This is a genomic window from Gordonia prachuapensis (genome assembly GCF_036350515.1).
Classification (GTDB): Bacteria; Actinomycetota; Actinomycetes; order Mycobacteriales; family Mycobacteriaceae; genus Gordonia; species Gordonia prachuapensis.
In genome coordinates this window covers 20,852-35,331 of the sequence record NZ_JAZDUE010000007.1, presented here as the reverse complement: position 1 = coordinate 35,331, position 14,480 = coordinate 20,852, and the positions used below count along the sequence as shown (strand labels likewise).

General features: G+C 66.2%; 14 protein-coding genes. 6 read left to right on the top strand and 8 right to left on the bottom strand.

Annotated features, from left to right (window positions below; genetic code table 11):
* Window positions 1-3: 3 nt before the first annotated feature.
* On the top strand, window positions 4-1,116 hold the full coding sequence (locus V1Y59_RS09715) for an ABC transporter ATP-binding protein (RefSeq protein WP_330504639.1): 1,113 nt from the start codon (window positions 4-6) through the stop codon (window positions 1,114-1,116).
* Between the two features lie 60 nt (window positions 1,117-1,176).
* Here the strand turns inward: V1Y59_RS09715 and V1Y59_RS09710 are convergent, their stop codons facing one another.
* Both V1Y59_RS09710 and V1Y59_RS09705 read right to left on the bottom strand, forming a co-directional pair.
* Window positions 1,177-2,637: an aldehyde dehydrogenase family protein gene (locus V1Y59_RS09710; protein WP_330504638.1), complete on the bottom strand. Its 1,461-nt coding sequence runs from the start codon at window positions 2,635-2,637 to the stop codon at window positions 1,177-1,179.
* 62 nt (window positions 2,638-2,699) lie between these two features.
* Window positions 2,700-3,887, bottom strand: coding sequence for an acyl-CoA dehydrogenase family protein (locus tag V1Y59_RS09705; protein ID WP_330504637.1), 1,188 nt, complete (start codon window positions 3,885-3,887; stop codon window positions 2,700-2,702).
* A 177-nt stretch (window positions 3,888-4,064) separates the two neighbouring features.
* Between V1Y59_RS09705 and V1Y59_RS09700 the strand changes: the two genes are divergently transcribed.
* The 3 genes from V1Y59_RS09700 (at window position 4,065) to V1Y59_RS09690 (ending at window position 6,114) form a co-directional block, all read left to right on the top strand.
* Window positions 4,065-5,138 carry an alkene reductase gene (locus V1Y59_RS09700; RefSeq protein WP_330504636.1) on the top strand — a complete coding sequence of 358 codons (1,074 nt, stop codon included), beginning with the start codon at window positions 4,065-4,067 and terminating at the stop codon, window positions 5,136-5,138.
* A gap of 36 nt (window positions 5,139-5,174) precedes the next feature.
* The gene (locus V1Y59_RS09695; RefSeq protein WP_330504634.1) at window positions 5,175-5,495 is read left to right on the top strand and encodes an EthD family reductase; all 321 of its coding nucleotides are present in this window, start codon (window positions 5,175-5,177) and stop codon (window positions 5,493-5,495) included.
* 109 nt (window positions 5,496-5,604) lie between these two features.
* On the top strand, window positions 5,605-6,114 hold the full coding sequence (locus tag V1Y59_RS09690; RefSeq protein ID WP_330504946.1) for an NAD(P)H-dependent oxidoreductase: 510 nt from the start codon (window positions 5,605-5,607) through the stop codon (window positions 6,112-6,114).
* Here the strand turns inward: V1Y59_RS09690 and V1Y59_RS09685 are convergent.
* Entirely contained in the window at window positions 6,100-7,314 is a 1,215-nt protein-coding gene (locus V1Y59_RS09685) for an MFS transporter (protein WP_330504633.1), read from the bottom strand. The two genes, V1Y59_RS09690 and V1Y59_RS09685, sit on opposite strands and share 15 nt — an antisense overlap.
* Before the next feature lie 204 nt (window positions 7,315-7,518).
* Between V1Y59_RS09685 and V1Y59_RS09680 the strand changes: the two genes are divergently transcribed.
* Window positions 7,519-8,544, top strand: a complete 1,026-nt coding sequence (locus V1Y59_RS09680; protein WP_330504632.1) for a zinc-dependent alcohol dehydrogenase family protein — start codon at window positions 7,519-7,521, stop codon at window positions 8,542-8,544.
* A gap of 54 nt (window positions 8,545-8,598) precedes the next feature.
* On the top strand, window positions 8,599-9,468 hold the full coding sequence (locus tag V1Y59_RS09675; protein WP_330504945.1) for a helix-turn-helix transcriptional regulator: 870 nt from the start codon (window positions 8,599-8,601) through the stop codon (window positions 9,466-9,468).
* A 60-nt stretch (window positions 9,469-9,528) separates the two neighbouring features.
* On the opposite strand, the gene V1Y59_RS09670 is transcribed toward V1Y59_RS09675, so the two are convergent.
* Genes V1Y59_RS09670 through V1Y59_RS09650 form a run of 5 tightly spaced genes read right to left on the bottom strand, consistent with a single transcriptional unit; the run spans window position 9,529 to window position 14,454 of the window.
* On the bottom strand, window positions 9,529-10,689 hold the full coding sequence (locus tag V1Y59_RS09670; RefSeq protein WP_330504631.1) for an acyl-CoA dehydrogenase family protein: 1,161 nt from the start codon (window positions 10,687-10,689) through the stop codon (window positions 9,529-9,531).
* Between the two features lie 30 nt (window positions 10,690-10,719).
* Window positions 10,720-11,871: a thiolase family protein gene (locus V1Y59_RS09665; RefSeq protein ID WP_330504944.1), complete on the bottom strand. Its 1,152-nt coding sequence runs from the start codon at window positions 11,869-11,871 to the stop codon at window positions 10,720-10,722.
* Entirely contained in the window at window positions 11,871-13,004 is a 1,134-nt protein-coding gene (locus V1Y59_RS09660; protein WP_330504630.1) for a CaiB/BaiF CoA transferase family protein, read from the bottom strand. The genes V1Y59_RS09665 and V1Y59_RS09660 overlap by 1 nt, the downstream gene beginning before the upstream one ends.
* Before the next feature lie 5 nt (window positions 13,005-13,009).
* A complete protein-coding gene (locus V1Y59_RS09655; protein WP_330504629.1) occupies window positions 13,010-13,198 on the bottom strand; it encodes a ferredoxin in 189 nt (62 codons plus the stop codon).
* A 26-nt stretch (window positions 13,199-13,224) separates the two neighbouring features.
* Window positions 13,225-14,454, bottom strand: coding sequence for a CaiB/BaiF CoA transferase family protein (locus V1Y59_RS09650; RefSeq protein ID WP_330504628.1), 1,230 nt, complete (start codon window positions 14,452-14,454; stop codon window positions 13,225-13,227).
* Window positions 14,455-14,480 lie beyond the last annotated feature (26 nt).

Below are 14,480 nucleotides of genomic sequence, written 5' to 3'. Positions count from 1 at the left end.
GACATGGCCCCCGTGACCTTCGACAAAGCGACCAAACTCTTCCCCGGTACCGATAAAGCGGCCGTCGACAACCTCGAGCTGGAAGTCGAAGACGGTGAGTTCCTCGTCCTCGTCGGCCCCTCCGGCTGCGGCAAATCCACATCTCTCCGCATGCTCGCCGGTCTCGAAGACGTCGACTACGGCGCCATCCGCATCGGGGACCGTGACGTGACGACCATCCCGCCCAAGGAACGCGACGTCGCGATGGTCTTTCAGAACTACGCCCTCTACCCCCACATGACAGTCGCCCAGAACATGGGCTTCGCGCTCAAGATGTCCGGACACCACAAACGCGACATCCAGGAGCGCGTCGCGGAGGCCGCGAAGATCCTCGACCTGACCGAGTATCTCGACCGCAAGCCCAAAGCACTCTCGGGTGGGCAACGCCAGCGCGTCGCGATGGGCCGTGCCATCGTCCGTGAGCCGCAGGTGTTCCTGATGGACGAGCCGCTGTCCAACCTCGACGCCAAGCTCCGCGTGCAGACCCGTACGCAGATCGCTCAGTTGCAACGACGGCTCGGCACCACCACCGTCTATGTCACACACGATCAGGTCGAGGCAATGACGATGGGAGACCGGGTCGCCATCCTGAAAGCCGGCGTCCTGCAACAGTGCGCGAGCCCCAAGGTGCTCTATGAGACCCCCGCCAATGTCTTTGTCGCCGGATTCATCGGCTCACCGGCGATGAACCTGCTCACTGTCGAGGTGAGTGGCGGCACCGCACACCTCGGCGACATCGAGGTGCCCGTTCCGCGGGCGGTCACCGACCAGCTCACCCAACCACAGGTCACGATCGGCATCCGACCGGAGGCGTGGCGGGTCGGTTCGGGAGGCACGCCGGTAGCGGTCGAGGTGGTCGAGGAACTGGGCGCGGACGAGTACGTCTACGGTGCGCTCGGGCGGGACACGCACCGGCACCCGCTCACCGTCCGGCTCACCGGACAGCCGACTCCGTCCAAGGGGGATGTCATCCACCTCGCTCCTGACCCCGAGCAGCTGCACTGGTTCTCTGAGACCACGGGAGCGCGGCTGGGCCGACACCCCCTGGTGCCACGCGGAGGACATCCGATCGCCTGAAACCGGCGCGGGTGGAGCACTCCTTCCTGGGAGCTCCACCCGCACCGGCGCAACGAGGGGTCAGGCCATCGACACCGTGATCGCCTTGCTCTGCAGGTAGCTGTCGAGAGCTTCGCCACCCATCTCCTTGCCCCATCCCGAGTGCTTGAATCCGCCGAACGGAAGCGCGGCGTCGAAGACGTTGTAACAGTTGATCCACACCGCACCGGCGTTGACGGCCTCGGCATAGCGGTGTGCCCGTCCGACATTCGACGTCCAGACACCGGCGGCCAGTCCGAAGGTCGTGTTGTTGGCGCGCGCGATGACCTCGGCCTCGTCGTCGAAGGGCATGACCGACACGACCGGACCGAAGATCTCGTCGCGCGCCACCGTCATCGTGTCGGTGACACCGCGCAACACAGTGGGTTCGAGGAAGTAGCCGGGTTCACGGACCGTCGCTCCGCCCACGAGCACATCGGCGCCCTGCTCAAGCGCACCGTCGACAAACGACACCACCTTTGACCGCTGCTGGTCGGAGATCATCGGGCCGACGAGCACATCACGCTGCGAGCTGTCGCCGATGGCGATCTTCGGAACAGCGGCCACGATGCGTTCCTGGACTTCTTCGACGATGCTTCGCTGCACATACATCCGGGAACCGGCCGTGCACGCCTCGCCCTGGGCATAGAGCACTGCTCCCAGCGCGCCGTCCACCGCCTTGTCGAGGTCCGCGTCGTCGTAGATCACCACCGGGGATTTGCCGCCGAGTTCCAGCGTCATCTTGGTCAGATTCGTTGCCGCCGCGGACACGATGCGCTTTCCGGTTTCCACCGAACCGGTGAAGGCCACCTTGTCGACCCGCGAGTGCCCGACCAGCGGTGCGCCAGCATCGGCGCCCGTGCCCGTCACCACGTTGACGACCCCATCAGGGAAGCCCGCCTCCATCGCGAGCTCGGCCAGCCGAATGGGGGCCAGTGAGGCCAGTTCGGCCGGTTTGAGAACCACGGTGCAACCCGCCGCCAGTGCCGGTGCGAGCTTCCACGTCGCCGCCAGGGCCGCACCGTTCCAGGGGATGACCTGCGCGACAACGCCCACCGGCTGACGCCGGGTGTAGGACAGGAAGTCGTTGGGCTGCTGACGCGACAGCGGGATCGTGCGCCCCTCCAACTTGGTTGCCCACCCGGCCATGTAGCGGACCAGGTCGGCCATGTTGGGCAGATCGACGTCGCGGATGAAGGCGAACGGCTTCCCACAGTCGGTGGTGTCGATCAGCGCGATCTCGTCGGCATTGGCCTCGATGAGGTCGGCGAAACGGTGCATGATCCGGGCGCGCTCCTCGGCCGGCATCCGACGCCACGGGCCGGAGTCGAAGGCGCGGCGCGCTGCGTCGACCGCGAGGTCGACATCGGTGTCCGTCGCTGCCGCCAGATCCGCGATGGTCTCACCGGTCGACGGGTTCACCGTGGCGATCGTCGCGCCGTCGAGTGCGTCCACCCACTTGCCGTCGATGAGCAGCTGGTGACGCTTGGACGTCGTTGTCATGTGCCTTCTCCTTCTCGATAGGTGTTCGATGACTTGATGTTTCGTCGCCTCGATTCAGGCGACTAGAAGGACCGCGGGAGGCCCAGGTGGTTCTCGGCGAGATAGTTACGGAGCATCTCGTTGGTCAGTGGTGCGAAGGTGTACAGACGCGCGTCGCGGAACAGCCGTTCCATCGGGAACTCGGTACTGAACCCCGCGCCCGCCATCACCCGCATGCCGGTGTCGGTGGCGGAAACTGCGGCTTCCGACGCCGCCACCTTCGCCATCGCACTGAGGGTGTCTGCGCGCCGCCCCTGCGCTGCAGCGGTTGCCGCGCGATCCAGTAGAGCGCGAGCGCTCTCGATCTGGATTGCACTGTCGACCAAGCGTACCTGCAACGCCTGAAAGGAAGCGATGGGACGCCGGAATGCGTTGCGTTCCTTGGCATATTTGGTCGCAACCGCCATCGCTCCCCTGGCGATCCCGAGCGCGACGGCCGCGGCGTTGAGCCGTTCGCCGTTGAGGGTCGAGAGCACCTGCCGGAAGCCCATCCCGACCTCACCCAGCACAGCGTGCGACGGCAACGCCACCTCATCGAGTTCGACCGTGCACGTGTCGAGGCCGTGTACGGCGAAGGTGTCGAGTTCGGTGATCCGCAGCCTGTCGGAATCCCGCGGAACGAGAAACATCGTGATGCCGTCGATGCTGCTGCGGGTCGGCTCCGAGGTTCGGGCGAGCAGAATGAGATTGTCGGCGACCAGCGGACCCGAGATCCAGGTCTTGGTACCACTCACCGACCAGGTCCCGTCGGCGCGTCGAGTCGCACGGGTACGCATGGCAGCGGCGACATCTGTGCCGCCGTCGGGCTCACTGAGCGCAAACGCCACGCGCCCCCGGCCGCCGACGAGCGGGGCCAAGACCTCCGCCCGCTGCGCCTCGTCGGCATACTGTGCCAGAAGACCGACGCCCATGTACTGCACAACCAGGCACACCGCCATCGAGGTCGGTCCCGCGCCGAGTTCTTCGAGTACAGCGACCTCGAGCCTTGGGTCGGGCGGCGTCGAGGTGGCGGCGTCATTGCCGAGACCGATCAAACCGGCGTCGGCCAGCGCCTCGTGCAGTGCCGTGTTGAACGCCCGCTCGCGATCCAGGCGGGCGGTCACCTCCGGCGGCGAGTGACGATCGATGAGATCGTTCACCAACTCGCGGATGGCCGCGCTCTCCACGTCGACGGCATCGGTGTCGACGGCGTCCGGCGCGATGGTGTGCATAACTCTCATCTCCCACGTTTGCTGCGTCATCTGCGGGGCTCAGACGTGACCGTTGACACATCGGACCCTCATCACGATACTAACGAACGCACGTACGTTTTCCTAGGGCCGTTGCCCTGCTGCGTGCAGATTCGTCGACACCCGCATCCATCGCGGTCGTGAGGAGAAGCAACCACCGTGCTGTTCGAAACCTATGAACTGGGCAGATTGCCATTGGCCAACCGCGTCGTCATGGCGCCGATGACACGAGTGCGGGCAAGCGCCGACGGCGTCCCGTCGCCGTCCGCCGCCGACTACTACGCCCAGCGCGCCACCGCCGGTCTGATCGTGAGTGAGGGACTCTCACCGTCGCGCCAGGGGCAGTCCGAACCGAACATCCCGGGCATGTACCGAGACGAGCATGTGGAGGCGTGGAAGCCGATCACTGCCGCCGTGCACGACAATGGCGGCAAGGTGTTCGCCCAGCTCATGCATGGGGGACGCATCGGCCACCCCGAGATCAACGGGATGCAGCCGCTGGGCGCATCCGCCATTGCTGCACAGGGCACCATTTTCAACTCGGGCGGGCGTCTGGCCTTCGTGACCCCGATCGAGATGACACAGGAGCAGATCCGCGAACAGGTCGAGGTGTTCGTGCGCGCCGCCGAACGCGCGATCGCGGCCGGGTTCGACGGGGTCGAACTCCACGGCGCTAACGGCTACCTGATCCAACAGTTTCTGTCGGACAACAGCAATCAGCGCGCCGACGAGTACGGTGGCTCAGCCGAGAACCGGGTCAGGTTCGCCGCCGAGGTCGCCACCGCGGTGAGCGATGCCATCGGGTCCGAACGTGTCGGGCTGCGGATCTCCCCCGGGGGCCGCTTCCACGACATGCACGAGAGCGATCCGGCCGCCCTCTATTCCGCACTCATCGATGCCCTGAACCCGCTCGGTCTCGCCTACCTGCACACTCTCGAAACCGCGACACCGGAGGTTGCAGAGCTGATCCGGCGCAAGTGGTCGGGTCCGTTGATCGTCAATCCCGCGACTGTCGGAAGCACTCGGTACGCCAACCTCGAGGCGGCCAAGGATTCGATCGCACGCGGTGCGGACCTCGTCAGCTTCGGCCGATACTTCATCTCGAATCCCGATCTCGTCCGCCGCCTGCGCGACGACCTCGAACTCACCGAGCCCGACGAGTCGACGTTCTACACCGGCGGCGACCGCGGCTACGTCGACTACGCCGACTGGTCACCGGCCCAGCCCGTCTGATGGCCGGCGCGACCGCGAACACGTGAGAGGAGAACCATGTCGGTGAAGGTTGTCGCGTTGATCAAGGCCCGACCGGACATCGGGCGCGACGAGTTCCTGCAGAAGTGGCAGGTGGAACACCCGGCCTTCGTATGGCAGATGCCCGGCGTGCTTCGCTACTTCCAGAGTCCGGCCATCGCGCATCGGACCGAGTGGCCCTATGACGGTCTCGCGGAATTGTATTTCGCGTCCGTTGGTGACGTGGCGCGCGCGTTCGCGTCGCCGCAGGCCGATGCGCTCCGTGAGCACGAGGAGGAGTTCATCGCAGATCTGTCGTGGTTCCTGACGGAAGAGACGGAAGTCGCGCGAGACGCCTGAGGGTTGTGTCGGGGCGTTGGGAGGCTCACAGTAGAGAATCACCGTCGGCGACCTCTGCTGTGAGTCCCAGGTCCCAGCAACCCAACCCGAGGAGTCCGCACCGATGTCCATTACCACTGCCGTTGTGGTCGGCAACCCCAAGCCGGCCAGCCGGACCCTCTCCGCTGCGACACATGTGGCACGAGAACTCACCGGCCGGGAGCCCGACCTGGTGGTCGACCTGGCCACCCTCGGTAGCGCCGTCCTCGATTGGTCCGACGCCGATGTCAACCACCTGGTCGAACAGGTCGGGGCGTCGGACCTCGTCGTGTTCGCCAGCCCCACGTTCAAGGCCACCTACACAGGGCTGCTCAAGGTGTTCCTGGACCGGTTTGCCGGCGGAAACGGGTTGTCCGGCGTTGCCATCCCACTGATGCTCGGTGGCAGCGCCGCACACTCCCTCGCTCCCGAACTCTCGTTGAGGCCGGTGCTCACCGAGATCGGCGGAACAGTTCCCGGGCGGGGTTTGTACCTGATCGACTCGGCCCATGATGATCCGGCGGCATACGCCGAGTGGGTGAGCGCGACTCGGCCTGCGGTGGATGCGCTTCTGGGCCGGAGGCGCTCATCTGACAGTTGATGCGCGACTGTCCGCCCGGTCACGCATCAATAACAGGACGAGCGGAATCAGATAAAACGCGGCGACCGCGGCACCGACCACCACGGGCCCGGTCGGGCCCCATGCCGAATCGAGCGCGCCCGCCGCCATCCAGGACCCCAGGGCGGTGCCGACGTTGAACGCCGAGGTGCACAGCGCCGAAGCAAGTGTCGGGGCTTGGTCGGCATACCGGACGGCCTTGCCGATCAGCACTGGATTGGTCGACATCCCGAAGAGACCGAGGAAACCGATGAGGGCGACCGTGACGATCGCGTGGTGCGACAGCAAGCCCAGCAAGACCAGCACCAGAAAGGTCATGATCGCCGCGGCGAAGAGCACGCCGTAGGGACGTCGAGCGCCCAGTCGACCACCGAGATTGGAGCCGATCAGCGCCCCGGCACCATAGACCATCAGCACCAGAGGAACTACTGCACTGGACAATCCGGTGTTGTCGGTCAACAGTGGCGCGATGAACGTGTACACGGCAAGCGACGAGCCGCACACCGCCACGCACCCGGCCAGCACCAGCCACACACGAACGTCGCGCAGACTGGTCAGCTCTCGGCGAATGGACGGCGCCGGATCGTCCGAGGAATCGTCTGGCGTCAGCCGGTAGATCACCACGGCACCGACCAGCGCGAGAAAAGTCAGTGCCCAGAAGGGTCCGCGCCAGCCGATTGTCTGGCCGGCGAAAGCCCCCAGTGGCACGCCGATCACGTTGGCGAGCATGCCACCGCCCAGCACGATGCCCAGCGCGCGCGAGCTGGCGCCGGCGCAGGCCGCCCGGGCAGCGACAACGGCGGCGACAGCCCAGAACCCGCCCGTGCTGAGGGCGGTGAGGAATCTCGCACCCAAGATGACCGGAAAGCTCGATGACACCGCGACGATGACGTGACCGATCGCGAACACGACCAACGCGAGTGCGAGTGTCACGCGTCTGCGCAGCCGCAAGGTGGCGACGGCCATGAGCGGTGTTCCCACGATCATGCCGACGGCGAAGACGGTGACCATCAGGCCCGCGTCGGCGACCGTGATGTCCAGGTCCGTTGCGATCTCGGGCAGTATTCCGGCCACGACGAACTCGGTTGTTCCCATGAGGAATACACCCGCTGCGAGCACATAGACGATGCCGGGCAGCCGACTTCGGCCACGGGTGGTTTCGGACAGTTGTGTTGTGGTCATGTCGGCCGGGGACTTCCTCTGATCGGTGGTGAACGAGAGCCACTAGATCACCGAGAGGGCATCCGTGTCAGCTTCGGTGAGGGGGCACAACAGACCCTCCCACAGGCGTCCGATGCGCGGTTGCCTATGTATGAGCGGCCAGATACCGGGGCCGCGCCACCACCGCCGTACGACAGCTGAGAGACGACGACAAGGAGGCTCCCAGTGCGCGGAGTGATCATGCACACCGCCGGCGACGTTCGCGTCGAGGACCGAGCTGACCCGACCATCATCGAACCCACCGACGCCGTCATCAGACTGACTGCGACCTGCATCTGCGGCTCCGACCTGTGGCCTTACCGGGGCATCGAACCCGCCGATCACCAGGTGATGGGTCATGAGTACGTCGGCGTCGTCGAAGAGATCGGCAGCGAGGTCACCAACGTCGCGCCCGGCGACTTCGTCGTGGGCTCGTTCGTGATCTCGGACAACACCTGCGAGATCTGCCAGGCAGGTTTCCAGTCCAAATGCGTACACGCGGAGTTCGTTGCGCAGACCATCGGCACGCAGGCCGAGAAGGCGCGTATCCCCTACGCCGACGGCACCCTCGTCAAGACGCCTGGTGAGCCCTCCCCCGAACAGATCCCGGCGCTGCTGGCAGCGTCCGATGTCCTCGGTACCGGCTGGTACGCCGCGGTCGGCGCCGAGGCGGGCCCGGGTAAGACGGTTGCCGTCGTCGGCGACGGGGCAGTCGGACTGATGGCCGTTCTCGCCGCCAGGCAACTCGGCGCCGAGCGCATCATCGCCATGTCACGCCATCCGCAGCGTCAGGAGTTGGCCCGGTACTACGGCGCCACCGACATCGTCGAAGAGCGCGGAGACGCCGGTGTCCAGAGGATCAAGGACCTGACCAACGGGCTCGGTGCGCACAGCGTGATCGAGGCGGTCGGCACCCAGGAATCGTTCATGCAGGCCGTCGGCGCGACACGCGGCGGAGGGCACCTCGGGTACGTCGGGGTGAACTACGACGTGCAGATTCCGGGCATCGAGCTCTTCTTCGCCGGCATTCACACCCTCGGCGGACCCGCCCCGGTACGGCGATTCCTACCGGACCTCATCGATCTCATCTGGAACGGCGCGATCGATCCCGGCAAGGTCTTCGACCTCACCCTGCCCCTCGAGGAGGCAGCCGAGGGCTACCGGGCGATGGACGAACGCCGCGCCACCAAGGTGCTGCTCACACTGGAGTAACGCCGGGAGCACACGCTCGGACGTGCTCGGCAGCTCTATCCTGGGAGGGTGGATATGAAAGACGAGATCAGGGACTTTCTGATCTCTCGGCGGGCCAACGTGACGCCGGAGCAGGCGGGCATCACCGCCGGCGGCGGGGAGCGCCGCGTGCCCGGGCTGCGGCGGGAAGAGGTCGCCATGCTCGCCGGCGTGAGCACCGACTACTACACCAAGCTCGAACGCGGGAAGATCGCGAGCGCCTCCGACAGCGTCCTCGGGGCCATCGCCCGCGCGCTTGCGCTCGACGACATCGAGCGGGCTCACCTGTTCGATCTCGCGCGGCCCACCCGCTCGGTCGTGGCACCGACCGCGCACACGTCGCAGCCGCTGCGCGAATCGCTCCAGCGGATGCTGGACAGCATGGCGGTACCGGCGATCGCCTACGACACACGACAGGACATCGTCGGCGCGAACGTCCTCGGTCGGGCGATGTTCGTCCAGATGTTCGAGAGCGATCGTCCGAACATCGCCAGGTTCACCTTCCTCGACCCGCGGGCGCAGACGTTCTACGACGATTGGGAACTCGCCTGCAGTCTCAACGCGGCGATGCTGCGCTTCGCGGTCGGGCGCGATCCGTTGTCGACCGACCTGACAGCGCTCATCGGTGAGCTGTCGACGCTGAGTCCGAGCTTCCGCCGTCACTGGGCGGATCAGGATGTCCACGAACACCGCTCGGGCCGGAAGGTGTTTCATCACCCCGAGGTCGGAGACCTCGAGGCGGACTACGACGTCCTCGAGGTTCCCGGCGAGCCGGGGCTGTCGATCACCACCTACACGGCTGCGGCAGGAACCGCGACCAGCGAGAAATTCACCCTTCTCGCCAGCTGGGCGGCGAGCCAGGAGCTGACCGACGAGTCGCGACCCCCGCACACCACCCTCGGTTGAGATGCGGCCGGCGAACTCTGCCGCACCGCACCCACCGGCCGTTGTACCCGTGCGCCGACCTCAGCTCGGGTATCGGCCGGCGAGATCACGTCCGATGATCTCCTTCATGATCTCGGTGGTACCCCCCACGATCGTCTGCACCCGGGCGTCGGCATAGGCACGTGAGATCGGGTACTCGTCCATGTACCCGTAACCCCCGTGCATCTGCAGACAATCGTTGATGATGCGATTCTGCAGCTCGGTGGTCCACCACTTTGCCTTGGCTCCGAGAGTCGCGTCGAAATCGCCATCGTTGAGTGCCCGGATACCTTGTTCGAGAAAAGCCCTGGTGATCTCGACCTCGGTGGTCATCTCCGCGAGCCGGAACCGAGTGTTCTGGAAATCGATGATCCGGGTCCCGAAAGCCTTGCGCTCGCTCGTGTACCGGACCGTCCAGTCGAGCGCGGCCTCCGCGGCGGTGAGGGCCCGCCAGGCGATGGAGAGCCGCTCCAGCGGGAGTTGCGCGGTGAGGTGATGGAAGCCGCGTCCCTCCTCACCGACGAGGTTGCTCGCCGGAACTCGGACGTCGGTGAAGGCGATCTCGGCGGTGTCCTGCGCGTGCAACCCGAGTTTGCGCAGTTTCCGGCCGCGGGTGAAGCCGGGCGTGGTGGTCGGTACCAGGATCAGCGAGAGCCGCGGTCTGCCGTCCTTTTCCCCGGTCCGCGCTGCCGTCAGGACCACATCCGACGAGTACCCGCTGGTGATGAAAGTCTTGGCCCCGTTGATGACCCACTCGTCACCGTCGCGGACTGCAGTGGTCTTCATCCCGCGCAGATCGCTGCCGGCGGCCGGTTCGGACATGGCGATCGAGGCGACCACATCGCCCTGCGACATCCCGGGCAGCCACTCCCGCTTCTGCTCGTCTGTGCCCAGTTCGGTGAGGTAGGAGCCGACGATGTCCTCGTTGATCGAGAAGCCCGAGGCGAGTGCGGCTGCGCCGACGCGGGCCAGCTCCTCTTGCACCACACATCGGAACCGGTAGTCGACAGCACCGCCGCCGCCGAACTCCTCGGGGAATCGCAGTCCGAGGATTCCCAGCGCGCCCGCGGACTTCCACACCTCCCTGCCGGTTTCCCGGTTCTCCTCCCAGGTGTCGAGATTCGGCACCACGTCACGAGCGACGAAGTCTCCGACGACCTCGCGGAACGCCTCGTGATCTGCGTCGTAGAAGCTCTGTGTCACTGTCGATCTCCTTCTCGGCGGCTCGGACGGTCAGTTGATCAGCTCGTAGAGGGTGGCATTCGCGGTGCCGCCGCCCTCACACATCGACTGCAGTCCGTAGCGGATGTCGTTGTCGCGCATGTGATGGATCAACCGTGTGGTCAGGATTGCGCCGGAGGCACCGAGCGGGTGTCCGACCGCGATCGCCCCGCCCAGCGGATTCAGCCGGTCGGCGTCGGCACCCACTTCGATCTGCCATGCCAGCGGAACCGGGGCGAATGCCTCGTTGATCTCGAACACACCGATGTCGTCGATCGACAGGCCGGTCCGCGCGAGAAGCTTCTGGGTGGCCGGGATCGGGCCGGTGAGCATCATGACCGGGTCGTCCCCGACCACCGACCCGGCCACGATACGTGCGATCGGACGCAGGCCGAGTTCATGGGCGCGCGCGGCGGTCATGATCAGCACTCCTGCCGCGCCATCGGAGATCTGCGAGGCATTGCCGGCGTGAATCACCCCGTCCTCGCGGAACGATGGCGTCAGGGCGGCGAGTTTCTCCGGGGTGGTGCCCCGCCGGAGACCTTCGTCCACGGTGAATGCCCCCTCAGCCACGTCGACCCCGACGACTTGGGCATCGAATGCGCCCCGATCGATCGCGGCTGCGGCCAATTCGTGAGACCGTGACGCGTACTCGTCGAGCCGGCGCCGCGACAGCCCCCACTTCTGCGCGATCATCTCCGCACCCGAACCCTGGTCCAGGCCGTCGACTCCGTAACGATCCAGAACGGTCTGCCCGTAGGCGAATCCGGACTGCCGGGTCGCCCCGAGCGGAACGCGCGACATCGTCTCGACACCGCCGGCCACCACCATGTCGTAGGCACCCGCGATCACCGCGTGCGCCGCTGACTCGATGGCCTGCTGACTCGATCCGCATGCGCGGTTGATCGTCACGGCGGGGACATGATCCGGCCACCCGGCCGCGAGCACCGCGAATCGTCCGACGTTGCTCGATTGATCACCGAGCTGGGTCACACAGCCCCACATGACGTCATCGATGTGGCCGGGATCGATACCGGTACGGGTAACGATTGCGTTGAGTACCACCGCCGACAGGTCCACCGCGTGGACTTCGGCGAGCGATCCACGTCGCTTGCCGATGGGGGTACGGACCGCCTCGACGATCACTGCGTCACGGCTTGACATCATTCTCCTGTCCTCGACGGACTCTCACCCACGTGTTCGGGTGATGGAATCCTCACCTGCCAACTCTGCAGCAGATCGCTGACCCGCGGCGGAGTCTCGGCGTATCCGCCCGGGAGACGCGGAGTCCAGTGGCCCGCACCGTCTGCGGCGAGCAGCACGTCGCGATCGGCGACCTGCGAGTGCCGCGGCGCCTCCGACAAATCGAGCACCGGCGACAGGCATGCGTCACTGCACTCGGCCCGTCGGGCCCATTCGTCACGCGTCCGCGTGCGCACCGCGGCACCGATCGCCGCGCGCAACCTGGGCCACTTGGCCGGATTCTCGCGGCCTTCGGCCAGTGCTGGATCGAGGTCGAGTACGTCGAGCAGCGCGAGGAAGAACGGTTCCTCCAGCGCTCCGATCGCCACGAACCGCCCGTCGGCGCACGGGTACACGTCGTAGTACGGCGCGCCCGTGTCGAGGCGGTTGGTTCCGGCGGCGTCCGACCATCGGCCGTCGGCGCGATATTCGTGTTGCATCGACGTCAGGTAGGTGGTCCCGTCGACGATGGCGACATCGAGTACCGCCCCCTGCCCGGTCCGGCCGCGCGCGTGCAGCGCGGCCAGTATCGAAGTGACGAGATACATTGCGCCGCCACCGAAGTCACCGAGCAGGTTTGCCGGTGGGACCGGCGTCTCGCCGGCCCTGGTAGCGAGATGCAGCGCACCGGTGACGGCGATGTAGTTCAGGTCGTGGCCCGCGGTGTGCGCCAACGGTCCGGTCTGCCCCCACCCGGTCATCCGGGCGTAGATCAGACCCGACTCGTGCGCGTGGACATCATCCGGACCGAGCCCGAGGCGTTCCATCACGCCGGGCCGGTATCCCTCGACCAGGACGTCGGCGGATGCGATGATGTCACGGACCCACTCCCGCGCGTCCTCGTCCTTGAGGTCGACCTCCACGGTGTCGCGATTGCGCACCAGCGCGGGCAGGGCCGAACCCGGGCGCCGCAGCGAGACGATCTCGGCACCGAAGTCGGCGAGGAGCATACAGCCGAACGGGGCCGGTCCGAGTCCGAGGAACTCGACCACTCGCAGACCGCTCAACGGGCCCGCTGCGTGCCGTCGGTGGTCGTTGATCGTCGGAACTTGCATGCGGCTCAATGACTCTCGATGGCGCGTTCGGGGCACGCCGCGACCGCCTCGAGGGCGGTCGCCTCCTGACCAGCCGGTACGTCGATCTCCGCGTTCAACGCATAGCCGTCGTCGTCGAGGTCGAACAGGTCCGGCGACGCCGCAAAGCAGCGGGCGTGGCCGGCGCATTTGTCCAGATCGATGCTGACCTTCATCGCCTTCTCCGTTCCTTGTTCCAGCGTCACGTGACCGCGCCGGCGATCTTCAGCGCGATGAGGCGGTCGTCGTCGAAGCCGAGCTCACGGAGTACTTCGTCGGTGTGTTCGGCGAACGACGGTGCCCGTGTCACGTCGACACCGGCGTTGTCGAACTTCACGGGGTTGGCGACGAGTTTGCGTGGGTTGCCCTCTGCGTCGAGCACTTCGGTGATGCGGCCGTTGGCGATCAGCGCCTCGTCGTTGCCGATCTCCCACGAATCCTGGATCACCGCCCACTGCCCGCGGACGTCCTTCAACGCGGCTCGCCAGTGCGCCAACGGGTGCGCTGCGATGATCTGCGCGAATATCTCCATCGCCTCGGCGTAGTTCTGGGTGATCAGTGCGTCCGTAGCGAATCGATCGTCATCGACGAGTTCATCGTGGCCGATCGCGCGGCAGAACTCCGGCCAGTATCTACCGGCCTGAAGCATCGACAGTTGGATCCAGCGCCCGTCGGCGGTCTGATACGCGCCGGTCAGGGGGTTTCCGGCCGCAGCCGATCTGCGGGTGGTCGACTGCGCGGGCAGCGCCTCGCCTTTCATCAACGCCATGTTCACGGTGAACTGGGTGGCCCAGGCACCGACCGCCAGCAGGGACACATCGAGTTCAGAGGTTTCGCCCGTCATCGCGCGTCCGTACAGTGCGGCTGCGATACCACCGGCGATGGTCATCCCGCCGATGTTGTCGCCGTAGGCGCCTGCGGGCATGAAGCTCACCCGATCCGCTCCGGCCGGTGTGGTGCCGAACGCACTGCCACCACGAGCCCAGAACGCGGTGGAGTCGTAGCCGCCCTTCTCTGCGTCGGGACCCTCGGTACCGAAACCACTGCCGGATACGTAGATGATGTCGGGATTGATCGCACGGATGTCCTCGAGGGTGATCCCCAACTTGCCACGGGCAGTGGGCAGAAAATTCGTGAGGAACACGTCGCTGTTGCGGACCAGTTCCTCGAGCACGGGACGTGCCTCTGGCCGCTCTAAAGCCAGTCCCACACTGCGCTTTCCGCGGTTGGGACCCTCCATGATCGGCGAGAACGAGGATCCACCCGCGTCATAGCCGAGCACGCGAACCAATCCCCGCTGCGCATCGCCCTTCTCGGCATGCTCGATCTTGACGATGCTCGCACCCCAGTCGGCGAGCACGGCGCCGGCCGCCGGCACGAAGGTGAACTGTGCCACCTCCAGAATGCGGACGCCCTCCATGGGACGATGCATGTCGTCTCCTCACAATCTTCGTCAAT